This window comes from Enterobacter cloacae complex sp.6700776 (assembly GCF_048284255.1).
Classification (GTDB): Bacteria; Pseudomonadota; Gammaproteobacteria; order Enterobacterales; family Enterobacteriaceae; genus Enterobacter; species Enterobacter intestinihominis.
Map to the genome: position 1 here is coordinate 543405 of NZ_JBLVYK010000001.1, position 25060 is coordinate 568464.

A 25060-nucleotide genomic window follows, 5' to 3' on the forward strand; every position below is an offset into this window, starting at 1 on the left:
TCCTGCTTCGATAACATGGCCGGAGGGTGAGGCATCACGCTCCGGCGAAGAGGTAGTTATTATTTTTGTGAGGATTTGCGGCCGTACACCAGCCAGGTGACGAGCACGCAGACGATGTAAAACACGAGGAAGACTTTCATGGCGCCCACCGGGGAACCGGTCATCGCCAGGGAGGTGCCAAAGGCTTTGGGAATAAAGAACCCGCCCACCGCACCGATGGCAGAGATAAAGCCCAGCGCCGCAGCCGTTTCGGTCACCGCTTCATGCTGTGCCTGTTCATCGCTCCCGCCCTGTTTTTTCACGCGGTCGAGGGTGATTTGGCGAAAGATAATCGCGATCATCTGGAAGGTCGAGCCGCTACCCAGGCCTGCGGTCAGAAACAGGCCCATAAAGACCAGATAGAAGGCGATAAAGCTACCTGAACCAGACCCGGGGAGCGTCAGGAAAATCAGGGCGCTAAAGATGGCCATAAAGACGAAGTTGATCAGCGTCACCCTTACACCGCCCAGCCTGTCTGAAATCATCCCGCCAGCCGAACGCGCCAGGGCGCCGATCAGTGGGCCAAAGAAGGCGAGGTGGAGGATATTAACGTCCGGAAACTGGGTTTTCGACAGCATGGCAAAGCCTGCCGAGAAACCGATAAACGAGCCGAATGTTGCCAGATAAAGCAGGCTCAGCAGCCAGAGATGAAAGCGCTTAAGCACCGGAAGCTGGCTGGCAATGGACGCTTTCGAGCTGGCGATGTCATTCATGCCAAAAAACGCCGCAATGGTGGCCAGAATCAGCAGCGGCGCCCAGATCCACGCCGCGTTCGCCAGCCACATCGTCGAGCCATCCTCCTGCGGTACGCCGTGCACGCCGAGGAAGGTAAACATCGGCAGGAAAATCACCAGCGGCGCAACCAGCTGCATCACACTCACGCCCAGGTTACCCAGCCCGCCGTTAATGCCCAGTGCGCTGCCCTGTCTGGCTTTCGGGAAGAAGAAGCTGATGTTTCCCATGCTGGAAGCGAAGTTGGCACCGGCAAAACCGCACAGCAGCGCGATGATGATGAAGATCCAATAGGGCGTGGCGGTATTCTGAATGGCGATCCCAAGCCAGACACAGGGTACGACCAGGATAACGGTGCTTAACACGGTCCAGTAACGTCCGCCAAATATCGGTACCATAAAAGAGTAGGGGACACGCAATATCGCGCCGGAGAGAGAAGGTAATGCCGTTAGCATAAAAAGCTGATCGGTGCTGAAATTAAATCCGACCTTATTAAGATTTACCGCAATAGCGCTAAACAACATCCAGACGCAAAACGCCAGAAGCAAACATGCCACGGAAATCCACAGGTTTCTTCGTGCGATATGTTTCCCTTTATTCTCCCAAAATTGCGCGTTTTCCGGTTTCCAGTTACTCAACAGATGCTGATTACTCTTCTCGCTTTGATGTGACATATCACCCTCTTGCTTACCGAAGTGGAGAGAAAAAAGAAGGAAAAACAGAAAGATACCTGTCAGTGGCGTATGAAATTTATAGGATGTTATGGGATACATCTGAAAGGATAGATAAAAAAGCGAATCCCTGAGTTTGGAATGGGAATCAGGGTTCGCTTTATGTGTTACTAATTGTAACTCTTTGCGGAAATTAATACTCCGATGGGAGTATTAAAACAATTCGAGGGAGATAAGTTTATCCAGATGCTTATTAAATGCCGCGTCGTCCATTTCAGGCATATTTAAGACGTATATGCCATCCAGGCCACATACCAGACCAATTAAACGCCAGGCGATATTTTCCGGCTGATCAGCAAGCGTAAAGGCGTTGGCCTCCGTACCGGCGCGGATAATTGCGACCGTTTCCTGGTGCCACATCTCCATGGTCAAAACGTAGGCGCCTTTGATATCGCTATCCCGGCTGGCGAGAATTTGCGCCTCCCGCCACAGCCGAATGTAGGGCTCAAACCCGCCGTCATCGCTGCCGAGCATGGCATGCAGGCGCTCGCGCCAGCCTGCGTTTTCGCCAACGATTTCAGCATCCAGCAAATCGCGGATCAGCCTGACAAACGCCAGCGATTTAAGCTCGCCCGCCGACGCAAAGTGGTGATGCACCTGCCCGGTGGCGACGCCCGCTTCGGTAGCGATTCGGCGCACGGTCATCGCAGCAAATCCTTCGGTCAGCGCCACGCGCATTGCGGCCTGTAGGATCTCTTCCCGCCGCTCGTCCTTGCTCAGATAACGCATAATTTCTCACTCTCAATGGCAACGAAACGAGTGTAACAAAGAGCTGGACAAGTGTTCAACTTTACGTAGGATCGCAATCTGGACATGTGTCCAGTTTTTAACTGAAAAGGAAATTTATGTTTCGTCAGTGGTTAGCGTTAGTGATTATCGTGCTGGTGTATATCCCGGTGGCGATTGACGCGACGGTGCTGCACGTGGCGGCGCCAACATTGAGCATGACGCTGGGTGCCAGCGGCAACGAATTGCTGTGGATTATTGATATTTACTCGCTGGTGATGGCGGGGATGGTGCTGCCGATGGGCGCGCTGGGCGATCGTATAGGTTTTAAGCGCCTGCTGATGATCGGCAGCGTGCTGTTTGGCCTGTCATCGTTAGCGGCGGCTTTTGCGCCGTCCGCGGGCTGGCTGATTGCCGCCCGCGCGTCGCTGGCGATTGGCGCGGCGATGATCATTCCGGCTACGCTTGCAGGGATCCGCACGCTGTTTATTGACGTGCGGCACCGTAACATCGCCCTTGGCGTCTGGGCTGCCGTTGGGTCGGGCGGCGCGGCGTTTGGCCCGCTGATTGGCGGCATGCTGCTGGAGCACTTTTACTGGGGTTCGGTCTTCCTGATTAACGTGCCGATCGTGCTGATCGTGGTTTCGCTTGCTGCGCGCTTTGTGCCTGCTCAGCAGGGTCGGCCCGAGCAGCCGCTCAATATCAGCCATGCCATTATGCTGATTGTCGCCATTTTACTGCTGGTCTACAGCGCCAAAACCGCCCTGAAAGGGGTGCTGTCGCCGTGGATGGTGGCCTCTACGCTGCTTACCGGGGCGGTGATGCTGTTTATTTTCGTCCGTATCCAGCTGCGCGCGCGCGTGCCAATGATAGACATGCGTCTGTTTTGCCATCGCATTATTTTAAGCGGCGTGGTCATGGCAATGACCGCCATGATTGCGCTGGTGGGCTTTGAACTGCTGATGGCGCAGGAGTTGCAGTTCGTGCATGGTTTTACGCCGTTTGAAGCAGGGATATTTATGCTGCCGGTGATGGTGGCGAGCGGATTTAGCGGGCCGATCGCGGGTGTGCTGGTCGGGCGTCTGGGGCTGCGTATTGTCGCGGCCGGAGGCATGGGGCTAAGCGCGATCAGTTTTATCGGCCTGTCGACGCTCGATTTCAGCACCCAACAGTGGCAGGCGTGGAGCCTGATGGTGCTGCTGGGCTTCAGTGCCGCCAGCGCACTGCTGGCATCGACGTCAGCGATCATGGCTGCCGCGCCGAAAGAGAAAGCGGCCGCGGCAGGCGCGATCGAAACCATGTCCTACGAGCTGGGCGCTGGTCTCGGGATCGCCATTTTCGGTCTGTTGTTAACCCGCAGCTTTTCGGCGTCAATTGTACTGCCGCAGGGGCTGAGCGCGTCGCTGACCGATAAAGCCTCGTCGTCCATCGGTGAAGCGATGAAGGTTGCGCAGGAACTGACGCCGTCACTGGCCGAGCCGGTGATGACGGCGGCGAAAACCGCGTTCATCACCTCGCACAGCGTGGCCCTGGGCAGTGCGGGAGCCATGCTGATGATTCTGGCGATCGGGATCTGGTTTAGTCTGGCGAAGGTCGGAGGGCAGCAGTAAAAAAAAGGCCAGCCGCGAGGGCTGGCCTTTTGAACTAACACATCTTAGAACTGGTAGGTCAGACCTACAGCCACGATGTTGTCGGTAGCCACTTTGGCATCTTTGGTGAACTGGCTGTCATCCACGAGGTTGATTTTGTAATCAACGTAGGTGGACATGTTTTTGTTGAAGTAGTAGCTCGCGCCAACGTCAACGTATTCAACCAGGTCCTGGTCGCCATAAGAACCGATGTCTTTACCTTTGGATTTCAGGTAAGCGATGGATGGACGCAGACCGAAGTCAAACTGGTACTGAGCCACAACTTCGAAGTTCTGTGCTTTGTTGGCAACGTGACCGCTACCGAACGCCGTCATGTTGCGGGTTTCAGAGTAGGTGGTTGCCAGGTAGATGTTGTTCGCATCGTACTTCAGGCCAGCAGCCCAGACTTCTGCGTTTTCGCCACCGGCGTTCAGGTTGCTTGCAGCACGAACCTGACGGTCAGTACGGTCAGATTTCGCGTAGGTCGCACCCACACCGAAGCCGTCGAATTCATAGGTAGAAGACAGACCCCAGCCGTCACCGTTGGATTCGGTGATCTCTGAACGGTCGTTTTTACCCTGGTACTGGGCAGCCACGTTCAGGCCGTCAACCAGACCAAAGAAGTCGGTGTTACGGTAGGTGGCAACGCCAGTGGTACGACCGGTCATGAAGCCGTCAGTCTGCGTCCAGGTATCGCCACCGAACTCTGGCAGAACGTCAGTCCATGCGCCGATGTCATAAGCAACACCGTAGTTACGACCGTAGTCGAAGGAACCGAATTCATCGAATTTCAGACCAGCGAAGGCCAGACGGGTTTTGTTGCCGTCGGAACCCTGAGCTTCAGAGCGGTTGCCCTTGAACTCATATTCCCACTGGCCGTATCCGGTCAGTTGATCGTTGATCTGAGTTTCACCTTTGAAGCCCAGACGAACGTACGTTTTGTCGCCGTCGCTACCAGCATCATCAGAAAAATAGTGCAGACCAGTAACTTTGCCGTACAGATCCAGTTTGTTACCGTCTTTGTTAAAAACTTCAGCCGCGTTAACAACGCCAGCCGCCAACATGGAAGTCACTGCCACTGCAACTAATTTAAGTTTCATCTTAACTAACCCTTATAATTTTATTTAGGTATTTCCTAAGCCACCTGAGCGATTTTTAAACGAGGCTTATCGTCAATGGCAGACTATTTTTAAAATTCCGTAGACTGCTTTCAATAATAAGTTTCAAAATATTAAAGATAATTTCAATTAGTGTGATCCTGATCCGATAAATTTCCCTTAAATCGCTCAATAAGGTTAATTTATATACATAAATTGATTATTAACAAAACACGATAATAAGGCTGGAAATAGTTGCCATGCGTTTTTGTTTTTAGAGGGAGATAAAAGGGCTTGGCAGATAATGTCAAGGAATGGGGCGCGTTATTGACTTTTAAAACAGTGGGTTGTGGATTTATCCGGAAGCCAGCAACTGCTTTTTAAAAGAAACATCCAGAAATAAACTATTGCACTATGTGCTATATAGCGCGGGAATATTGGGGTTGAATTAATTACACGCGTTGTCAGTTTATGTCAATTTCCACAACGGATCTGACTTTTTATGAGTACTCTATACAGAAATAGAAATACATACGAATGTTATAAATAATATTCTTTACTGTGATCACATATTAAAATAATGTTAATTTTTACCGGGCATGATTCGTGCCCGGTAAAATTAAAATACTATTAGCGGGTGGCATACCAGCAAAGTAATGATCCGGCGCAAACCATTAATGCCCCTTGCCAGAATGAGAATGAAAGCGGAGAGCTCAGCATAATAGCCGCCAGCGCGGCAGAGAGTACCGGGGTGAAGTAGGAGACGGCCGCAAGCACAGTGACGTTACCGTGGAGGATCCCAATGTTCCAGGCGGCGTAGCCAAAGCCAAGGGCAACACCACACATCAACAGTTTCACGACTACCGGCACGCTGAATACCATTTCGGGCTGATCGCTGACGGCATATTTGACCCACAGGCTCAGGGCGGTCAGCAGGACGAAAAGAGTAATGCCATTTTGCCCTCTGGCATACCTGCTGGTGACGGTGCAGTAGGCGGCCCAGATAAAGGCACCGGCAAATGCCAGCCCGTAGCTCAGCGGGCTGGAAACGATGTTTAGCATGATGTCGTGAACGTGCAGCCCGTTTTCGCCGCCTAAGACCCAGCCCACGCCCAACAGGGAGATCGCTAAGCCGGGGATCACCCACAGGGTGGATTTTTGTCCGTTGAACAAAATGGCGAACAAAATCGTCAGGCTTGGCCAGAGATAATTGACCATGCCCACCTCAATTGCCTGCGAGCGCGTCGCGGCAAAGCCAAGCGACAGGGCAAGGCACATTTCATAGCTGACAAACAGGACGCTGCCCGCAATGAGATAGCCTTTCGAAAACCGTTTAATATCAGGGAAACCTACCGTCGCCAGACACAATAATCCGCTGACGGTGTAGATCATCGCTGCGCCCCCCACCGGGCCAAGTCCCTCACTGACGCTGCGGATGAGACCCACCATGGTGCTCCACAGCAGTATGGCCACCAGGCCAATCAGCGTTGCTCTTTTTCTGTCCATTACCCTGCCAGTCTCATAAAAATCAAAGGGTAAACTTATAGCATCTAACCCATTCACCAGGCGAATTTTCTGTTTCGCGGTTAACCCGAAAGGAGTAATAAATCATACCAGCGGTGACTATTAAGGGGGCGAAGTTCGGCGACCTTGATTTGACGCAAAAAAAACAGGGGCTTTGCTGTTAGTTTGCGGCGCGAAGTCTTATCAGATAACGAGGACAGCAATGGACGTCAGCCGCAGACAATTTTTTAAAATCTGCGCGGGCGGTATGGCCGGAACAACAGCCGCAATGCTGGGATTCGCTCCCAAAATGGCGCTGGCTCAGGCACGCAACTATAAACTGCTGCGCGCGAAAGAGATCCGTAACACCTGCACATACTGCTCCGTGGGTTGTGGGCTATTAATGTATAGCCTGGGTGATGGCGCGAAGAACGCCAAAGAAGCGATTTATCATATTGAAGGGGACCCGGACCATCCGGTGAGCCGCGGGGCGCTTTGCCCGAAAGGGGCGGGGCTGCTGGACTACGTCCACAGTGAAAACCGTCTGCGCTATCCGGAATATCGTGCGCCGGGCTCTGATAAATGGCAGCGCATCTCCTGGGACGAGGCCTTCTCACGTATTGCAAAACTGATGAAAGCGGATCGCGACGCCAACTTTATTGAAAAGAACGAGCAGGGCGTTACGGTTAACCGCTGGACCTCCACCGGGATGCTGTGTGCATCTGCGGCAAGTAATGAGACCGGCATGCTGACGCAAAAATTTGTGCGCTCCCTCGGCATGCTGGCGGTTGATAACCAGGCGCGCGTCTGACACGGACCAACGGTAGCAAGTCTTGCTCCAACATTTGGTCGCGGTGCGATGACCAACCACTGGGTTGATATCAAAAACGCAAACGTCGTGGTGGTGATGGGCGGTAACGCCGCTGAAGCCCATCCGGTGGGATTCCGCTGGGCGATGGAAGCGAAAAACAACAACGATGCGACGCTGATTGTCGTCGATCCACGCTTTACGCGTACGGCATCGGTGGCTGATATTTATACGCCGATCCGCTCCGGTACGGATATTACGTTCCTTTCCGGCGTGCTGTTGTACCTGATCGAAAACAATAAGATTAACGCGGAATATGTTAAGCATTACACCAATGCCGCCCTGCTGGTGCGGGAAGATTTCGCCTTCGAAGATGGCCTGTTCAGCGGCTATGACGCAGAGAAACGTCAGTACGATAAATCGTCCTGGAACTATCAGTTCGACGAAAACGGCTACGCGAAACGCGATGAGACCCTGACCGATCCGCGCTGCGTGTGGAACTTGCTGAAACAGCATGTTTCCCGTTATACGCCAGACGTGGTGGAAAACATCTGCGGTACGCCGAAAGCAGACTTCCTGAAAGTATGTGAAGTGCTGGCCTCCACCAGTGCCGCCGACAGAACAACCACCTTCCTGTACGCGCTGGGCTGGACGCAGCATACCGTGGGCGCGCAGAACATCCGAACCATGGCGATGATCCAGCTGCTGCTCGGCAACATGGGGATGGCCGGTGGCGGCGTGAACGCCCTGCGCGGACACTCCAACATTCAGGGCTTAACCGATCTCGGCCTGCTGTCGACCAGCCTGCCGGGTTACCTGACCCTGCCGTCGGAGAAGCAGACCGACTGGCAAAGCTGGCTTGACGCCAACACGCCAAAAGCGACGCGTCCGGACCAGGTGAACTACTGGAGTAACTATCCGAAGTTTGCCGTCAGTCTGATGAAATCGTTCTACGGCGATGCGGCGCAGAAAGAGAATGACTGGGGCTTTGAGTGGTTGCCGAAATGGGATCAGGCTTACGATGTCATCAAGTATTTCAACATGATGGATAAGGGCGACGTCACGGGGTATATCTGCCAGGGCTTTAACCCGGTGGCGTCATTCCCGGATAAAAACAAAGTCGTTCGCAGCCTGAGCAAGCTGAAGTACATGGTGGTTATCGATCCGCTGGTCACCGAAACGTCTACGTTCTGGCAGAACCACGGCGAGTCTAACGATGTCGATCCGGCATCCATTCAGACAGAGGTGTTCCGCCTGCCATCGACCTGCTTTGCGGAAGAGGACGGTTCTATTGCCAACTCTGGCCGCTGGCTACAGTGGCACTGGAAAGGTCAGGATGCGCCGGGTGAAGCGCGTAATGACGGCGAAATTCTGGCCGGGATTTACCATCGTCTGCGCGAAATGTACCGCACCGAAGGCGGCAAAGGCGCAGAGCCGCTGCTGAAGATGAGCTGGAACTACAAGCAGCCGGATCATCCTGAGTCCGAAGAGGTGGCAAAAGAGAACAACGGCGTGGCGCTGGCCGACCTGTACGATGCCAACGGCAATCTGGTGGCGAAGAAAGGCCAGTTGCTCAATAGCTTCGCGCTGTTGCGTGACGACGGCACCACGGCCTCGTCCTGCTGGATCTACACCGGTAGCTGGACGGAGCAGGGTAACCAGATGGCCAACCGTGATAACGCCGATCCGTCAGGCCTGGGCAACACGCTGGGCTGGGCATGGGCGTGGCCGTTGAACCGCCGCGTACTGTACAACCGTGCCTCGGCAGACGTGAACGGTAAGCCGTGGGATCCGAAGCGCATGCTGATCGAGTGGAACGGCACGAAGTGGACGGGAAACGATATCCCGGACTTCAGCACCGCCGCGCCGGGCAGCAACACCGGGCCGTTTATCATGCAGCCGGAAGGGCTGGGACGTCTGTTTGCCATCGACAAGCTGGCGGAAGGGCCGTTCCCGGAACATTACGAGCCGATGGAAACGCCGCTCGGCACTAACCCGCTGCACCCGAACGTGGTCTCCAGCCCGGTAGTGCGTATCTATGAAGATGACGTGATGCGTTTAGGTAAAAAGGACAAGTTCCCGTATGTCGGAACTACCTACCGCCTGACCGAGCATTTCCATACCTGGACCAAACATGCGCGGCTTAACGCCATCGCGCAGCCGGAACAGTTTGTGGAGATAAGCGAAACGCTGGCGAAGGCGAAAGGCATTGCCAATGGCGATCGCGTGACGGTGAGCAGCAAACGCGGCTTTATTCGCGCGGTAGCGGTGGTCACCCGTCGTCTGCAAAGTCTGAACGTACACGGCCAGCAGGTAGAAACCGTCGGCATCCCGCTGCACTGGGGCTTTGAAGGGGTGGCGCAGAAAGGTTACATCGCCAATACCCTGACGCCAAACGTTGGCGATTCCAACTCGCAAACGCCGGAGTATAAAGCGTTTCTGGTCAACATCGAGAAAGCGTAAGGAGCGATTAAATGGCGATGGAAACACAAGACATTATTAAACGCTCCGCGACCAACCCGATAACGCCCGCGCCTCGCGCGCGGGACTACAAGGCAGAAGTCGCCAAGCTGATCGATGTCTCCTCCTGCGTGGGCTGTAAGGCCTGCCAGGTGGCCTGCTCGGAGTGGAACGATATCCGCGACGAGGTGGGGCACTGCGTTGGCGTTTACGATAACCCGGCTGATCTGAGCGCCAAGTCCTGGACGGTGATGCGCTTTAGCGAAACCGACCAGAACGGCAAGCTGGAGTGGCTAATCCGTAAAGACGGCTGTATGCACTGTGAAGATCCGGGCTGCCTGAAGGCATGCCCGTCTGCGGGTGCAATTATTCAGTACGCCAACGGGATCGTCGACTTCCAGCAGGATAACTGTATCGGCTGCGGCTACTGCATCGCAGGCTGTCCGTTTAATATCCCGCGCCTCAATAAAGAAGATAACCGGGTCTATAAATGCACGCTGTGTGTCGATCGCGTCAGCGTCGGACAGGAGCCTGCCTGCGTGAAGACCTGTCCTACCGGGGCTATCCACTTCGGCACCAAAAAAGAGATGCTGGAAGTGGCACAGCAGCGGGTGGATAAGCTCAAAGCGCGCGGCTATGACAAGGCCGGGATTTATAACCCGCAGGGCGTGGGCGGTACGCACGTCATGTATGTTCTGCACCACAATGACCAGCCGGAGCTGTATCACAATCTGCCGAAGGATCCGGCGATCGATACCTCAATCAACCTCTGGAAAGGGGCGCTTAAGCCGCTCTCAGCGGCGGGCTTTATCGCCACCTTTGCCGGGCTGATTTATCACTACATCGGTATCGGGCCGAATAAAGAGGTGGATGACGACGAGGAGGAGCATCATGAGTAAGTCGAAAATGATAGTGCGCACAAAATTTGTCGATCGCGCCTGTCACTGGACGGTGGTCATCTGCTTCTTCCTGGTGGCGGTATCCGGCATTTCGTTCTTCTTCCCGACGCTACAGTGGCTAACGGAAACCTTCGGGACACCGCAGATGGGGCGCATTCTGCATCCGTTCTTCGGCGTACTGATTTTCGTGGTGCTGATGTTTATGTTTGTGCGTTTCGTTCATCACAACATCCCTGACAAGCAGGATATTCCGTGGCTAAAAGGGATTGTTGAGGTTCTGAAAGGCAACGAGCATAAAGTCGCGAAGGTGGGCAAATATAACGCCGGGCAGAAGATGATGTTCTGGACCATCATGAGCATGATTTTTGTGCTGCTGGTGACCGGGGTGATTATCTGGCGTCCGTATTTTGCGCACTATTTCCCGATTCAGGTGGTGCGTTATGCGCTGCTGATCCACGCGACCTCGGCCATTATTCTGATCCACGCCATTCTGATCCATATGTATATGGCATTCTGGGTGAAAGGATCGATTAAAGGCATGATTGAAGGGAAGGTGAGCCGCCGCTGGGCGCAGAAGCACCATCCGCGCTGGTACCGCGACATTGAGCGTCTTGAAGCGCAAAAAGAGAGTTCGGAAGGGTTGAAGTAAACCTCGCGCCGTCGGCATTGTCCGGCGGCGCTGCGCTTGCGTGGCTTTTAGCTACGTATTGGTAATTAACGCATCAATTCCTGCAAGAACACTGCTTCATGTACTGCGCAGATTACATACATAATCCTTATTATTAAGTTTTTTTGTCTCCACGTGTGTGATGTTGGCTGTATTAAGAAAATATGTCTGGAATTCAAGGTTCACCAGTGGCGTTGCAGCGTTTGAATATCCTCTTAAATGATTGTGATAGCTTAACGGGACAATAAGTCTCGTTGATAAGTCGTCATAATAATCGTGCTGAATAATCATAAAATAGGGTTGATATTCACACGTTCTGTTTGATGGATTGCGGTAAACGTCAAACTGAAAACACATCAAAGCCCTCCGAAATAAGGGTCATCCGATAATAGCCCGGCTTTGGCCGTTAATTCATTCATTGCTTTAATAAATCCTTGATCCTGTTGACGCTGCCGCTTGAGCTCTCCTGCTGTAGAGAGTGGGCGAGGTCTATTCCCCGTATGGCGCTCTGTCGTAGCACATCTTTCTGTGCGGTTCGGTTTCATGTTTTCTCCTTTGTTGGTGCGGTCATTATCAACCGCAGCCAACAAAAAACAATACTGTTTCCCCTGGTAATCTACATTATGCGAGCCGTCTTCCAGTAATATCAAAACCGCTCTGCAATATACCGGAAGGGATATTTTGTTGGCTTCACTTTGCCGATCTTTCGTTTCGGTAAATCCACCTTGTCAACGTGAATTTCTTTATAGGGAATCTGTGAAAGCAGATGCGAAATAATATTCAACCGAACCCGTTTTTTATCTTCTGAGCGCGCCACAAACCACGGTGCCCAGGCGGTGTCGGTTGCTTTAAACATCGCATCACGGGCGAGGGTATATTCATCCCACAGATTGAAAGATTTTATGTCCATTGGAGACAGCTTCCAGATCTTGCGACCATCATTAATGCGATCGCGCAGGCGGCGTTCCTGCTCTTTTGGCGTTACTTCAAGCCAGTATTTCAACAATATGATACCGGCATCGACCATCGCTTTTTCCATCACCGGCGTTCCATCAAGAAATTTGTCGGCCTGCTCTTCGGTACAGAAACCCATTACTCTTTCCACGCCTGCGCGGTTGTACCAGCTCCGGTCAAAAATAACGATTTCACCGGCAGAGGGCAGATGGGGAACGTAACGCTGAAAATAGAGCTGACTTTTCTCTTTATCGGTGGGGGCCGGTAACGCAACAACGCGAAACACCCGGGGGCTGACGCGTTCGGTGATGGCTTTGATGGCGCCGCCTTTACCCGCGCCGTCTCGCCCTTCAAAAACAATACAGACCTTTAACCCTTTGGCGACCACCCATTGCTGGAGCTTAACCAGTTCAACATGGAGGCGGCGAAGCTCTTGCTCGTACGCTTTGGTTTTGAGCGGCGCGTTTTTAACGACATCATCAACAACACGGGTTTTCTTCTTACTGACCATGGCGGGTCTCCCTATGGGTCCGGTCGCGGGATCGAGGCCGTACTAAGCGTGTAATCGGCCTGAATGAATGGATTAATGTGTCAGAAAGCTGATTTGAACTGGTTCACCATACAAGTTTAATCAATAATGCACGCTGCGTATTTTTTAACAGTGGTCGCGGTATGAAAAAAACAATTTTTTCGTTAGCACTGGCTACCTTTGGCCTGGGGATGGCTGAATTTGGCATTATGGGCGTGCTGACAGAACTGGCTCATGATACGGGCATTTCGATTCCCTCCGCCGGAAATATGATTTCGTTTTACGCTTTTGGCGTAGTGATCGGCGCGCCGATTGTGGCGCTGTTCTCCAGTAAATTTTCGCTGAAAACAACGCTGCTTTTTCTGGTGGCGATGTGCGTCGTCGGTAACGCGCTCTTTACCTTCTCTGACACCTACATGGGGCTGGCGGCGGGGCGCTTAATCTCTGGTTTCCCGCATGGCGCGATTTTCGGTGTGGGGGCGATAATCCTGTCAAAAATTGCGCCACCGGGTAAGGTGACGGTTGCTGTAGCAGGGATGATTGCCGGGATGACCGTTGCCAATTTGCTTGGCGTCCCGCTCGGGACCTGGCTGGGACATGAATTTAACTGGCGCTACACCTTCTTTTTGATTGCCGTCTTTGATGCGCTGGTGATCCTCTCTGTTCTGCTGTGGGTGCCAGACATTCACGACACGACAACCACCCGGCTGACAGAACAATTCCACTTCCTGAAAAAACCAGAACCGTGGCTGATTTTTGCCGCTACGATGTTTGGCAATGCCGGGGTGTTTGCCTGGTTTAGCTTCGTGAAGCCGTTTATGGTCAACGTGTCAGGCTTTTCCGAGGGCGTCATGACCGCGATCATGATGCTGATGGGGCTGGGCATGGTGCTGGGTAATGTCTTCAGCGGCAAGCTGTCGTCGCGCTTTAGCCCGCTGCGCATTGCTGCCACCACCGACATGGTGATTGTGGCTTCGCTGCTGTTACTGTTCGCGTTTGGCGAGCTTAAAACAGCTTCACTGGTAATGGGGTTCGTCTGCTGCGCCGGGCTGTTTGCGCTCTCTGCGCCGCTGCAAATACTGCTGCTGCAAAATGCGAAAGGCGGCGAGATGCTGGGCGCCGCAGGCGGGCAAATGGCGTTTAACCTCGGCAGCGCAATAGGCGCGTATTTCGGTGGAATGATGATTACGCTCGGCTTTAGCTGGAGCTATGTCACGCTTCCGGCAGCGATCTTATCCTTCTCAGCAATGACCTCTCTGTTGATGTACGGTTTTTTATGTGCCAAAAAGCGTCAGGCCAACGCAGGAGCGCTGGCTTGATTTCACGCTTTGCCCGCTGGTCGCGGGCACAGGAGGGGACTACACGAATTTCGCCAGTGGGTCAGCGGCGGCAAATGCGACTGCTTTGTCTGCTGCTGGCGGGTAAATCAGTTCGTTGGTGATGGCGACTTTGATCTTTTTGCCTTCCTCGCGCACGGATTTAACACGCTGTTCCCAGCCCTCGGTGTACACCGCGCCCCAGCCACCCAGATCCAGACAGGTGACGTAATTCACCTGACGGTAAGGGTACGGCTCCAGATTTAACAGGCTGGCAGCTGCGTTATGTCCGGCGAATTTCCCCAGCTGGATCGCGTGCTGGCAGGTCATCAGTGCCGTGTTGCCCGCATCGTCCGTTTTGGCGTGCGCCATATCACCCGTCGCGTAAACCTCCGGATGCGCAGGGATCTGCAACGTGTCGGTGACGATAAGGCGTCCCTGAGTGTCGCGTTCCCCGTCAATTTGCAGGCTGAGGGGGTTAGCTTCTACCCCTGCCGTCCACACTACAGTCGCGCTGGCAATGCGCTCTCCGTTTTTCAGCGTCACGCCGCTGGCATCAATAGCTTCAATTTCACTGTTTAAACGCCATTCAACGTCCAGCGTGTTGCTTGCTTCTTCAATGGTGTTACGCAGCGCCTCGCTGTAACGCCCGCCAATAGTTGCACCTCTTTCAACTACGATTACTTTAGTCTTTGTATCGGCGCCGAAGCGGGTGCGAAGACGAGCAGGGAGTTCCGTTGCCAGCTCAATGCCGGTAAAACCGCCGCCACACACGACCACGGTATTGCGTTCTGGGGTGGAGGGGCGCGAAACCAGCGAATCAAGATGTTGCTCGAACAGCCTGGCGGAGTCGAGTTGGTCGATATCAAATGCGTATTCAGTCAGACCGGCAATCGGCGGACGTTTAGTCTGGCTACCGGTTGCGAGGATCAGACGTTCCCAGTTGACTTCGGCAATGGCGCCGTTTGAATCGCGATACAAAACGGTTTTAGATGAGGTATCAATACGTTGTGCTTCGCCCGAAATAAAGGCAATACCCAGCTCAGCAAACAGTTTGGTCAGTGGCGCGACCATCGTCGACACGTTCTCTTCATAAAAACGTGGACGAACGCGCAGTTCCGGCACCGGGGCCAGCACGGCAATGCTGAGGCTATTATTACCTTCCAGAGCAGAAAGACGCGCGGCGCTGACCGCAGCCCACATACCGGAAAACCCACTACCCACAATTAAAATCTGCTTTTTCATACTCGATCCTTTTGTTCGTCAGGCTGTGTGTCTGACATAACTGCCACTATACTTGTCGGAGTTAACTACGACAACTTCTTTCTGAGTTAAAATTCGTTATAATGCAGCGAACAATGACCCGGAGTGAGCCATGGCGTTTTACAGTTCTGGTGTGGAATATGGCATTCATAGCCTGATGTGTATGGTGGATGCAAAAGGCAATGAGCGTGAGATGAGCGTCCGGGAGATGGCGGCCTTGCAGGGCGTACCGTACGACTATCTTGGGAAGATTTTCACTCGTTTGTCACGCGCGGGGCTGGTTATCAGCACCGAAGGCAAGGGGGGTGGATTCCGGCTGGCGCGTCCGGCAGAGCTGATCAGCGTGCTGGACGTGGCGCACGCCATCGACGGCGATAAGAATATGTTCGAATGTCGGGAAGTGCGTCAGCGCCTGGCGGTATTTGATGAAACGCCACCGGCCTGGGTCTGTGACGGACCGTGCGGGGTGCGATCGGTTATGGACAGCGCGCAGCAGCGGATGGAAGAGGAGTTAGGACGCCATACCATCCTGGATCTGGCGCGGAAGATGTATCGAAAAGCGCCGGACACGTTCCAGATCGAGGTTCAGGAGTGGATTTCCGATCGCCGTTCGTCTACGTGACAGGCCGGGCAGGGCAAACCCGCTACCCGGCCACCGCGGTTAAGAACGTAAATCAATCACCATACGGCCACGGATCTGGCCCTGTTCCATCTCTTTAAAGATGGCGTTGATATCTTCCAGTGGGCGCAGCGTGACTTTCGGAACCACCTTACCTTCAGCCGCAAACTGGAAGGCTTCGAGCAGATCCTGACGAGTACCCACCAGAGAGCCCACCACCTGAATTCCATCCAGGACCAGACGTGGTATATCCAGGCTCATCGCTTCCGGCGGCAGGCCAACAGCCACCACGCGGCCTCCGGCGCGAACTGCATCAACGGCAGAGTTGAAGGCCGCTTTCGCTACCGCCGTCACCACTGCCGCATGTGCGCCGCCGGTTTTCTGCTGAATCACTTTTGCCGCATCTTCACTGCGGGAGTTCACGGTTAAGTCTGCGCCCATGCTGGCAGCGAGCTTCAACTGCTCGTCATTCACGTCAATGGCGATAACTTTCGCATTAAAGACATTTTTGGCGTATTGCAGTGCGAGGTTGCCCAGACCGCCAAGGCCATAGATCGCAATCCACTGGCCGGGTTTGATCTCAGAGACTTTTACCGCTTTGTAGGTGGTGACACCGGCGCAGGTGATGCTGCTGGCCGCCGCAGAGTCCAGCCCCTCCGGGACTTTAACCGCGTAATCCGCGGTCACGATGCACTCTTCCGCCATGCCGCCGTCGACGGAGTAACCCGCGTTTTTTACGTCACGGCACAGAGTTTCGTTGCCGGTATTACAATATTCACAGTGGCCACAGCCTTCGAAGAACCACGCCACGCTTGCACGATCGCCAACTTTCAGTGACGTGACGCCCGGACCAATCTCTTTGACAATACCAATCCCTTCATGGCCGAGGATCACCCCGGTCTTGTCGCCAAAATCGCCATTTTTAACATGGAGATCGGTATGGCAAACGCCACAGCACTCCATCTTCAGCAGCGCTTCACCATGTTTGAGCGCGCGTAAGGTTTTCTCTGTAACGTTAACCTGATGATCCTGAGTGACAACAGCAGCCTTCATGTGTTTCTCCTTTTACTAATGAGTATCTGCATAGCAGGTGTAATACCCATTAAGGATTAATACTTTGGCGCTGTAATGCAAGGCAACCGCAACATAATGTCATCAATTAATTCAGTTTCAGATTAAGAATACGGTGATCCTCTAATAATCAGTAGGGGAAAACGCTAACGTAAAAAACCCGGCGTAACGACCGCCGGGTACAGATTTATAGTTGGGCTTCTATCTCCTCAATCTCTCTTCGCCATTGCGCCTGCAACTGCGGTTTTTGGTGTTTTGGCTTGCGCGCCAAATCCTCTTCCAGCAGCATTTCCAGGGCAACCAGGCGTTCGAGCAGATCGTTAGACGCTGAAGGTGGTGCCTTCGATGCAGTCTTCGACGCCTCAGGCACCACCGGACCGGTGCTCGCACGCAGGCGCTCAAACACCGCCTCCGCATCGTGCCATTCGCTAAGCCTGCCGTCCTCAATCAGCCAGTAGCGGTTACAACTCTGGCTAATTAACTGACGATCGTGGCTCACCAGCAGCACTCCGCCTTCAAACTGTTGCAGTGTTTCCGCCAGCGCCTCTTTGCCTTCCATGTCCAGGTGGTTGGTTGGCTCATCCAGCATCAGAAGGCTATAGCGAGCAAGCGTCAGGCCGATGAACAGCAGGCGCGAACGTTCCCCACCGCTCAGCGTACTGACTTTTTGTCCGTGTCGCGCCCACGGGAACCCGGCACTGATGAGGGCCATTTTACGGGTCTGCGGATCTGGCGCGAAAGGCTCCAGCGCGTCAAAGATTGTTGCCTCCTCCGAAAGCTGATTCAGCGTCTGATCGTAATAGCCTGGCGACACGCGAGGATGAAGTTTCAGGCCAGCCTCTGAAGGTTCACCTGAGAAATGCCGCCAGATAAGCTTCATCAGTGATGATTTGCCGCAGCCATTACGCCCGACGATAGCCACGCGATCGCCACTTCTAAGCCGCGCAATGTCGACGTGAAACAGCTCAGACAGGCCAGGCTCAGGCGCTACGCTTAGGTTTTCCATCTCCAGTAGCCGGTCTGCCCGCAGGGCGTCACCGCGCAGGGTTAATGTCCACGGACTGCCTGCGGTGAGCTCTGTCTGACTCTCCTTAAGCCGTTCGACCTGCTTTTCCATCTGTTTGGCTTTGCGGGCCAGATCTTCGTTATCGTAGACCTTGCCCCAGGTGGCCAGCCGTCTGGCACTGGCGGTTACGCGATCAATCTCCTTTTGCTCCGCCTTATGCCGCAGCGCATCACTTTCGTCTTTGGCTACCAGCGCCTGACGCGCGGCGGTGCAGGGAAGGGCGAAGTAGTGCAACATCTTATCGCGCAGGATCCAGCTGCCGTTGGTGACGGCATCCAATAGTTGCCTGTCGTGTGAGACCAGCACAAAGCTGCCGGACCAGTTCTGTAAAAACTGTTCCAGCCAGAGCAGGGTCGGCAAATCGAGGTGGTTACTCGGTTCGTCCAGCAGTAACAGATCTGGATCGCCGATCAGCGCCCGCGCCAGCAGGAGACGCGTGTGCTGCCCGCCGCTCAGCGTTGCCGACGTTAAGGCCATGTCCTGCGGTGTAAAGCCCATACCCGCCAGCAGCGTTTCAGCTTTCCAGTGCAGACTCTCGCGTTCAGTCGCGGGCAGTTGCGCCAGCACGGCATCCAGCATGGTCAGGGGATAAATGGCTTCTGGCAGGTGTTGCTCAACGCGCGCCATCAGACAGTATCCGGCCAATGCGACGGTTCCGGCAGCAGGGGAGTCTGTGCCGTCCAACACCTTCAGCAACGTACTTTTGCCGCAGCCGTTGTCGCCCAGCAGGCCAATGCGGTCGCCTTTTTTCAGCGTAAAGGAGAGGGAGTCGAACAGCGTGCCAAACGCCGTATCAACACGTAAAGATTGTGCAGTGAGTAAAGTGCTCATTGTTGCTTACCCAAGAGTTACAGGCATGTTTATGCCTCGTCAAACATCGCTGACGATAACTCAGTAAGCCCGAGAGAAGGGATTTCAGGGGTTGGTGTCTTCGCTCAAGCGGAAGTTATCGCAGCACGATACCGATAACGCTTGAGCTGGTGCGATCACCAAATGTATGTGAAACATTGAAAATTTCACAGTACAGCATAATTGGCCTCCTTAATATATTCAGTAGGTTAATGGATGAAGGGAGTGTAGCGGGGGAAAATGGGTTTGGCTAGTGGAAGAAAGGCATGATGTCTCACCCTCTTCCAAAGGACTGAGGGATCCCCACAAATAAATATGGGTAGAGAACATCCCCTCGCCCCTCAGGGGAGAGGGCCAGGGTGAGGGGAACATACGGCTGTGGTGGTCATTCCGTTCACTTTACGTTCCTTGCTACTCTGTTATGACATGACCGGTGAACGTGCCAGGGTGGCTCAGTCGCCACTACCCTGGCAACCCGGGCTTCCGGTGGAAAATCGCCGCTTCGCGGTCCCTTCGGCTTATTCCTTCCGGCTTATCGGGGACGGGAGGAAACGCCTCAGCGATTTACAGCCGGACCAGGGCCTCGCTGAAAGCCTTCGGTTATTCCGAAGGCAAGGTTATCGCTTCTGCTTTCAAATTACTGAGATCCCTCAGCACCGGAGGGGCGAGGGAACGGTCAGCACCCGGATTTAAATCGAAGTACGACGATAGCTACGGTATTCCGGCATCCAGAAGTTATCATCAATCGCCTGTTGCAATGCATCGGCAGAGGTTTTCACCGCGACGCCTTGCTGCTGCGCCATTTTGCCTACCGCGAAGGCAATTGCGCGGGACACTTTGTGAATGTCTTTCAGCTCCGGCAGTACCAGGCCTTCACCGTTATTCACCAGCGGAGAGTGACCTGCCAGCGTTTCGCTCGCGGACATCAGCATTTCGTCGGTGATGCGGGACGCGCCGGAGGCGATAACTCCCAGACCAATACCCGGGAAGATATAGGAGTTATTGCACTGCGCGATGGGGTAGAGTTTGTCCTTCCACACCACCGGATCAAACGGACTGCCGGTTGCGACCAGTGCCTTACCTTCGGTCCAGGCGATGATGTCCTGCGGCGTTGCCTCCACGCGTGAAGTCGGGTTAGACAGCGGCATCACGATAGGGCGTTCGCAGTGCTTGTGCATCTCGCGAATAATCTCTTCCGTGAAGAGGCCGGTCTGCCCGGACACGCCGATCAGAATGTCCGGCTTCACGTTGCGCACCACGTCAAGAAGCGAGAGCACTTCGTTATCCGTATCCCAGTTTTTCAGGTTTTCGCGCTTCTGCACCAGTTTGGTCTGGAACGGGAGCAGGTTTGGCATGCCGTCGGTCAGCAGGCCAAAACGGTCCACCATAAAGACGCGGGAGCGGGCCAGCTCTTCGCTTAAGCCTTCGCGCTGGGTCTGGGCAATAATTTGCTCGGCGATGCCGCAGCCCGCGGAGCCTGCACCCAGGAAGACAATTTTCTGATAGCTGAGCTGGCTGCCTGCCGCACGGCTCGCAGCAATCAGCGTACCGACGGTCACTGCCGCAGTGCCCTGAATGTCATCGTTGAACGAGCAGATCTCATCGCGGTAGCGGTTCAGCAGCGGCATGGCGTTTTTCTGTGCGAAGTCTTCGAACTGCAACAGCACGTCAGGCCAGCGGTGCTTCACGGCCTGGATGAAATCATCCACAAACTGATAGTACTCGTCGTCGGTAATGCGCGGGTGACGCCAGCCCATGTACAGCGGATCGTTCAACAGTTGCTGGTTATTGGTCCCCACGTCAAGTACCACCGGCAGGGTGTAGGCCGGGCTGATCCCGCCGCAGGCGGTATACAGCGAGAGCTTACCGATGGGGATCCCCATCCCGCCAATGCCCTGGTCACCGAGGCCCAGAATACGTTCGCCATCGGTCACCACGATCACCTTGATGTTGTGGTTAGGCACGTTTTGCAGAATGTCATCCATGTTGTGACGGTTCTGATAAGAGATGAACACACCGCGGGAACGACGGTAGATCTCTGAGAAGCGTTCACACGCCGCGCCGACGGTGGGGGTGTAAATGACGGGCATCATCTCTTCAAGATGGTTCTGCACGAGGCGGTAGAAGAGGGTTTCGTTGGTGTCCTGAATATTACGCAGGTAGATGTGTTTATCGATTTCGGTTTTAAAGCCCTGATACTGGATCCAGGCACGTTCTGCCTGTTCTTCAATGGTCTCAACCACTTCAGGCAGCAGGCCCAGCAGGTTAAAGCTGCTGCGCTCTTCCATGCTAAAGGCGCTGCCTTTGTTCAGAAGGGGGAACTCCAGTAAAACCGGACCGGCGTAAGGAATATAAAGGGAACGATGTTTTTTCAGTTTGTTGTCCATGTCACTCACTCTTTTTAAGAAGATCCGTCCCTGACACTGCTGTTTGTCATCTTTCTGGCCTGTGCTACGGGGTGCGGTCGGGCGGTATTATAAAGGAGCTGAATATTAATTACCGCAACACATAAACAAAAACACCATCGGGATTACCGATGGTGTTGTGAATATCGTGCCGGAACTTACTTGCCGGAAGGGCGTTTTCTGCCGGTAGCGTGGGTAACCTGCGTTTCGCTCCCCTCCTCAATAACCACTTTACGCTGGTTAGAGAGCTTGTAGTTCAGTCCCAGAATATGGCGTGCCTGACGGTTCGATTTCATGTTAACTCCTCAATCCTGTTGATAGTTTTAAGGACAAGCTTGCTTACGCAAACGAAATGTAACCCCTTAGGTTGCAGATCCAGCTTAGCAGGTTTTTACAGAGGTGCGTTTCGCCCACTAACCACATAGTTGATGGTTTGCTGGTAGATGTCACTGAGGATGTCATTGTCCGTGGCTTCCACCCACTTGGTCAGTTCCATCAAAATGTCATCTTCAGTAACAACACCGTGCTCGGCGTGAAGACCTTGTGCGATCGCGTTAACAAGTTCCGGTTGTGCTGCTGTGGTATGTGCCGGGTAATAAGTAAACATGCTGCCTCCGTGTCGTTGTCTGTTTAATGTTACGGCGTGCAAAATCGTAATTCACATTCAGATTGGCAAATATTTTTGCCGTTGTGGTTCAGATTCGTCCTGGAATTAAAAATAACATCTCCCGTAGCACAGAAATAAAACTCAGGGTTTCCAGCGGCGTAAATTTGTCGTTTTTTCATAAGGCATGGGCGTCGGCCAGGAGATCAATTCCACAATGCTGCCCCAGGGGGTTTGACCATAGCAGAAAGCATTGCCTTCACCTTGCTCATCCGGAAAGCTAAGCGGCTTCGGCGCGGTGAACATCTCACCGCCGGCGGCGGTGAAAGCCGCGATGGCACTATCAAAATTATCAACATAAACAGCAAAATGCTGAAGTCCAAAGTCGCTGGCGCGAGCGGGCATTCCCTGTTCAGGGCCATGCATTTCGAAAAGTTCTATGCCGGGTCCGTGCGGCATAACAAGCATGCGAATGGCATGAATTTTAGTGCCGGGAAATAATTTTAAGGTGTGCTGCTGGGCGGGCTGATCGATATTATCGGTTTCTGCATCGACAGAATGATATAAAACCTGTGCGCCGAAAGCGCGTTCAAAAAATAGGGTGGCTTTTTCAATGTCGGGCACCGTAATACCGATATGGTCAATACCCCTTACTGATGATTGCATAGTAAACTCCTGCTATAAAAAATTTAAATATAGCAGGAGATAATCAGGCTATTACCACTTCATTTCGCCGGTATTCACTTTGGCACTCAGTTCGAGCGAACTTTCTTCCGCAAGGTTCGGCCACTGTTTTTTCATCGCGATGATGACGTCGGTAGACGCTTTATGTGTCGTGAGAGCCTGTTCAAACTGCTGTAGATAGCGACGGGTAAAGTCGATAGCGCCGGTACCCGCTGGCGGTGTCCCAAGGTAGTGGCCCGGAATAACGCGTTCGGGCTTTAGGGCAGCCATGCTATCCAGCGTCTGCTGCCACTGTTTATGGCTTTCCGGCGTTTGGGTATCCGCGGTCCAGACGTGAATGCCCCATGAGACGCCCGTGCCGCCGAGGATGGTTTTGGCGGATGGGATCCAGACGTACGCCGCATAGCTTTCAGGCTCTTCAATGCTTACTCTCTCACCGTCAATCATAAAGGTGGTTGAGGCAAGCACTTGCGGCACGTAGAGCTGCGTCGGCGCGCCATCTTTCATCTGTGGCCCCCAGAAGGCGAGCTTCGCGTCTTTTGTGGCCCTGATATGGTCCACCACCTGTTGCGTGGCGACAACTTTGGCATTAGGGAAGGCTTTCATCAGCGGTTGCAGGCCGAAATAGAAATCCGGATCGCCGGAAGTGATCACGATTTTGTTCAGCGTTTTACCGCTGTGGCGAATTTTTTCTACCAGCGCTTCGCCATCTTTCACGCTGAACTGGGCGTCAAACAGTACCGCCTCTACCGGACCAGATACCAGCGTGGAAGAAACGGCAAAAATGCCTTTTTCCTGCGGGTTATACGTATCAACGGCCAACGGCGCGGCAAAGACGGCCGGAGTGAAAAGGGTTGTCAGCAAAGCAAGGCGGGCGATTGTCATGGTCAGGTCTCTGTTCTTCAGGAAAGTCTCTATTGTACGGATCTCTTCATTTGCCAGAATTCCTGAAACAGGAGATGCTTAGTTTCGTAGATCGAGCAAATGGAGGTCAAAATGGATCGCGTTATTGCCGCCCAGGTGTACAACCGCATCTGTGAGCTGGGGAGTTTAAGCGCGGCGGCGCGGGCGCTGGGGATTTCCCGTCCCATGGTGAGCCGTTATCTGGAGCAGATGGAGAAGTGGGCCGGGGCGCGGCTGGTTAACCGCTCCACCCGCAAGCTGACGCTGACGGCGGCGGGGGAGAAAGTCCTGCAAAAGACGCGCAAGCTATCGCAAATTTCTCAGGAAATTGAAGATCAGTCAGTGAAGGATTTACCCTCAGGCACGCTTCGTGTCGCCTGCGCGCATTTTACCGCGATGCAGATTATCGCTCCGGTGCTGCCCGATCTGTTGCAGCGTTACCCTCAACTGCGCATTGAGCTGGATGTTAACAACCATCCGGTGAGCCTGGTGGGCGAGCGAATTGACGTGGCGATCCGCATCACCGATAACCCCGAACCGGGTATGATCGCTCGCCGGTTGGGAGAGTGTCGGTCCGTGCTTTGCGCCTCGCCGCACTACCTTGTAAGTCGGGGCGTTCCAGAGGAGCTGGAAGACTTAGCCCGGCACAACTGCCTGCATTACAGCTTTTTTGCCGGTCAGTCGTGGCGTTTTTTTACGCCGGCAGGGGAGCCGGTCACGACGGCGGTCAGCGGCAATCTCAGCGCCAGCATCTCATCTCTGCTGATGGAGGCGGCGATAAATCACTGTGGTATTGCCATGCTGCCCGAGCGCGAGGCCGACGCGGCGCTACGGCAGGGAAGCCTGGTGCCGGTGCTCAGCGCCTATACGCCAAAACCGATCGGCATTTTTGGTATTTATCAGTCGCGAGACTATCAGCCTGCGGCGCAGCGTGTGTTCCTCGACGCGCTGGCAAACCACCTTGCCACGCGATCGGACTAGTCTGTCTTCCCTGCAAAATAGATTATGCGTCCTATACTTATCCCTTTGTAAGCCAAAAGGAGAGCAAGAATGACGATTCATAAGCACGGTTCAGCACACTGGTCTGGCGACATCAAACGCGGCAAAGGGACGGTATCGACCGAAAGTGGCGTCCTTAACCAGCAACCTTACGGCTTTAACACCCGCTTCGAGGGCGAGAAAGGGACTAACCCGGAAGAGCTGATTGGCGCAGCGCACGCGGCATGTTTCTCTATGGCCCTGTCGCTAATGCTGGGCGAAGCGGGTTATACCGCCGATTCCATCGATACCACGGCGGATGTCTCGCTGGATAAAACCGACAGCGGTTTTGCCATCAGCAAAGTCGCGCTGCAAAGCAAGGTGACGGTACCGGGTATCGATCCGCAGCAGTTCGACGGCATTATCCAGAAAGCCAAGGCCGGTTGCCCGGTCTCGCAGCTGTTGAAAGCGGAAATCACGCTGGATTACAAACTGAACTGATATCGGGCCGGGCGCATGCCCGGCTCAT

General features: G+C 53.9%; 23 protein-coding genes. 8 read left to right on the forward strand and 15 right to left on the reverse strand.

Annotated features, from left to right (window positions below):
* Positions 1–59 precede the first annotated feature (59 nt).
* Positions 60–1445 (reverse strand): NarK family nitrate/nitrite MFS transporter, encoded by a 1386-nt coding sequence (locus tag ACNQ0T_RS02750; protein WP_058646716.1) that lies wholly within the window; start codon positions 1443–1445, stop codon positions 60–62.
* Positions 1446–1655: 210 nt separating this feature from the next.
* Positions 1656–2231 carry a TetR family transcriptional regulator gene (locus ACNQ0T_RS02755; RefSeq protein WP_161177215.1) on the reverse strand — a complete coding sequence of 192 codons (576 nt, stop codon included), beginning with the start codon at positions 2229–2231 and terminating at the stop codon, positions 1656–1658.
* Positions 2232–2347: 116 nt separating this feature from the next.
* On the opposite strand from ACNQ0T_RS02755, the gene ACNQ0T_RS02760 reads away from it, so the two are divergent.
* Positions 2348–3838 (forward strand): MFS transporter, encoded by a 1491-nt coding sequence (locus ACNQ0T_RS02760; RefSeq protein WP_023306260.1) that lies wholly within the window; start codon positions 2348–2350, stop codon positions 3836–3838.
* 44 nt (positions 3839–3882) lie between these two features.
* Here ACNQ0T_RS02760 and ompC read toward each other — a convergent pair whose 3' ends face one another.
* On the reverse strand, positions 3883–4956 hold the full coding sequence (gene ompC / locus ACNQ0T_RS02765) for a porin OmpC (RefSeq protein WP_022648207.1): 1074 nt from the start codon (positions 4954–4956) through the stop codon (positions 3883–3885).
* Positions 4957–5583: 627 nt separating this feature from the next.
* Positions 5584–6459: an aromatic amino acid DMT transporter YddG gene (gene yddG / locus ACNQ0T_RS02770; protein WP_417929514.1), complete on the reverse strand. Its 876-nt coding sequence runs from the start codon at positions 6457–6459 to the stop codon at positions 5584–5586.
* Positions 6460–6679: 220 nt separating this feature from the next.
* Between yddG and fdnG the strand changes: the two genes are divergently transcribed.
* From fdnG to fdnI, 3 genes are read left to right on the forward strand one after another with little or no spacing between them, the layout of a single operon-like run.
* On the forward strand, positions 6680–9727 hold the full coding sequence (gene fdnG, locus ACNQ0T_RS02775) for a formate dehydrogenase-N subunit alpha (protein WP_417929515.1): 3048 nt from the start codon (positions 6680–6682) through the stop codon (positions 9725–9727).
* An 11-nt stretch (positions 9728–9738) separates the two neighbouring features.
* Positions 9739–10623 carry a formate dehydrogenase subunit beta gene (gene fdxH, locus ACNQ0T_RS02780; RefSeq protein WP_003857048.1) on the forward strand — a complete coding sequence of 295 codons (885 nt, stop codon included), beginning with the start codon at positions 9739–9741 and terminating at the stop codon, positions 10621–10623.
* Positions 10616–11272 (forward strand): formate dehydrogenase-N subunit gamma, encoded by a 657-nt coding sequence (fdnI, locus tag ACNQ0T_RS02785; RefSeq protein ID WP_023300174.1) that lies wholly within the window; start codon positions 10616–10618, stop codon positions 11270–11272. The genes fdxH and fdnI overlap by 8 nt, the downstream gene beginning before the upstream one ends.
* 96 nt (positions 11273–11368) lie before the next feature.
* Here fdnI and ACNQ0T_RS02790 read toward each other — a convergent pair whose 3' ends face one another.
* The 3 genes from ACNQ0T_RS02790 to ppk2 are packed head-to-tail and all read right to left on the reverse strand — an operon-like array spanning position 11369 to position 12755.
* Complete coding sequence (locus ACNQ0T_RS02790; RefSeq protein WP_417929516.1) at positions 11369–11647, reverse strand: CcdB family protein; 279 nt, start codon at positions 11645–11647, stop codon at positions 11369–11371.
* Positions 11647–11940 (reverse strand): hypothetical protein, encoded by a 294-nt coding sequence (locus ACNQ0T_RS02795; protein WP_161177956.1) that lies wholly within the window; start codon positions 11938–11940, stop codon positions 11647–11649. Before ACNQ0T_RS02795 ends, ACNQ0T_RS02790 begins: the two co-directional genes overlap by 1 nt.
* Positions 11937–12755 (reverse strand): polyphosphate kinase 2, encoded by an 819-nt coding sequence (gene ppk2, locus ACNQ0T_RS02800; RefSeq protein WP_022648203.1) that lies wholly within the window; start codon positions 12753–12755, stop codon positions 11937–11939. The genes ACNQ0T_RS02795 and ppk2 overlap by 4 nt, the downstream gene beginning before the upstream one ends.
* Before the next feature lie 161 nt (positions 12756–12916).
* Between ppk2 and araJ the strand changes: the two genes are divergently transcribed.
* On the forward strand, positions 12917–14092 hold the full coding sequence (gene araJ, locus ACNQ0T_RS02805) for an MFS transporter AraJ (protein ID WP_063148920.1): 1176 nt from the start codon (positions 12917–12919) through the stop codon (positions 14090–14092).
* A gap of 39 nt (positions 14093–14131) precedes the next feature.
* On the opposite strand, the gene ACNQ0T_RS02810 is transcribed toward araJ, so the two are convergent.
* Positions 14132–15334 (reverse strand): NAD(P)/FAD-dependent oxidoreductase, encoded by a 1203-nt coding sequence (locus ACNQ0T_RS02810; protein WP_157507545.1) that lies wholly within the window; start codon positions 15332–15334, stop codon positions 14132–14134.
* Between the two features lie 130 nt (positions 15335–15464).
* On the opposite strand from ACNQ0T_RS02810, the gene ACNQ0T_RS02815 reads away from it, so the two are divergent.
* Positions 15465–15974 (forward strand): RrF2 family transcriptional regulator, encoded by a 510-nt coding sequence (locus ACNQ0T_RS02815; RefSeq protein ID WP_022648200.1) that lies wholly within the window; start codon positions 15465–15467, stop codon positions 15972–15974.
* Between the two features lie 39 nt (positions 15975–16013).
* Here ACNQ0T_RS02815 and adhP read toward each other — a convergent pair whose 3' ends face one another.
* The 7 genes from adhP to ACNQ0T_RS02850 all read right to left on the reverse strand — a co-directional run bounded on the left by adhP (position 16014) and on the right by ACNQ0T_RS02850 (position 23535).
* Positions 16014–17024, reverse strand: coding sequence for an alcohol dehydrogenase AdhP (adhP, locus tag ACNQ0T_RS02820; protein WP_150311759.1), 1011 nt, complete (start codon positions 17022–17024; stop codon positions 16014–16016).
* A 205-nt stretch (positions 17025–17229) separates the two neighbouring features.
* On the reverse strand, positions 17230–18939 hold the full coding sequence (locus ACNQ0T_RS02825; RefSeq protein ID WP_058646564.1) for an ABC-F family ATP-binding cassette domain-containing protein: 1710 nt from the start codon (positions 18937–18939) through the stop codon (positions 17230–17232).
* A 707-nt stretch (positions 18940–19646) separates the two neighbouring features.
* Positions 19647–21344 (reverse strand): NAD-dependent malic enzyme, encoded by a 1698-nt coding sequence (locus tag ACNQ0T_RS02830; protein WP_022648194.1) that lies wholly within the window; start codon positions 21342–21344, stop codon positions 19647–19649.
* 176 nt (positions 21345–21520) lie between these two features.
* Positions 21521–21658, reverse strand: a complete 138-nt coding sequence (sra, locus tag ACNQ0T_RS02835) for a stationary-phase-induced ribosome-associated protein (protein WP_023300167.1) — start codon at positions 21656–21658, stop codon at positions 21521–21523.
* A gap of 95 nt (positions 21659–21753) precedes the next feature.
* Positions 21754–21969 carry a biofilm-dependent modulation protein gene (gene bdm, locus ACNQ0T_RS02840; RefSeq protein WP_022648192.1) on the reverse strand — a complete coding sequence of 72 codons (216 nt, stop codon included), beginning with the start codon at positions 21967–21969 and terminating at the stop codon, positions 21754–21756.
* 141 nt (positions 21970–22110) lie between these two features.
* Positions 22111–22632: a VOC family protein gene (locus ACNQ0T_RS02845; RefSeq protein WP_063147292.1), complete on the reverse strand. Its 522-nt coding sequence runs from the start codon at positions 22630–22632 to the stop codon at positions 22111–22113.
* 51 nt (positions 22633–22683) lie between these two features.
* On the reverse strand, positions 22684–23535 hold the full coding sequence (locus tag ACNQ0T_RS02850; protein ID WP_063147293.1) for a Vmh family MBL fold metallo-hydrolase: 852 nt from the start codon (positions 23533–23535) through the stop codon (positions 22684–22686).
* 111 nt (positions 23536–23646) lie between these two features.
* Between ACNQ0T_RS02850 and ACNQ0T_RS02855 the strand changes: the two genes are divergently transcribed.
* Complete coding sequence (locus ACNQ0T_RS02855; RefSeq protein ID WP_074136308.1) at positions 23647–24534, forward strand: LysR family transcriptional regulator; 888 nt, start codon at positions 23647–23649, stop codon at positions 24532–24534.
* A 69-nt stretch (positions 24535–24603) separates the two neighbouring features.
* The gene (locus ACNQ0T_RS02860; RefSeq protein ID WP_003857069.1) at positions 24604–25032 is read left to right on the forward strand and encodes an OsmC family protein; all 429 of its coding nucleotides are present in this window, start codon (positions 24604–24606) and stop codon (positions 25030–25032) included.
* Positions 25033–25060 lie beyond the last annotated feature (28 nt).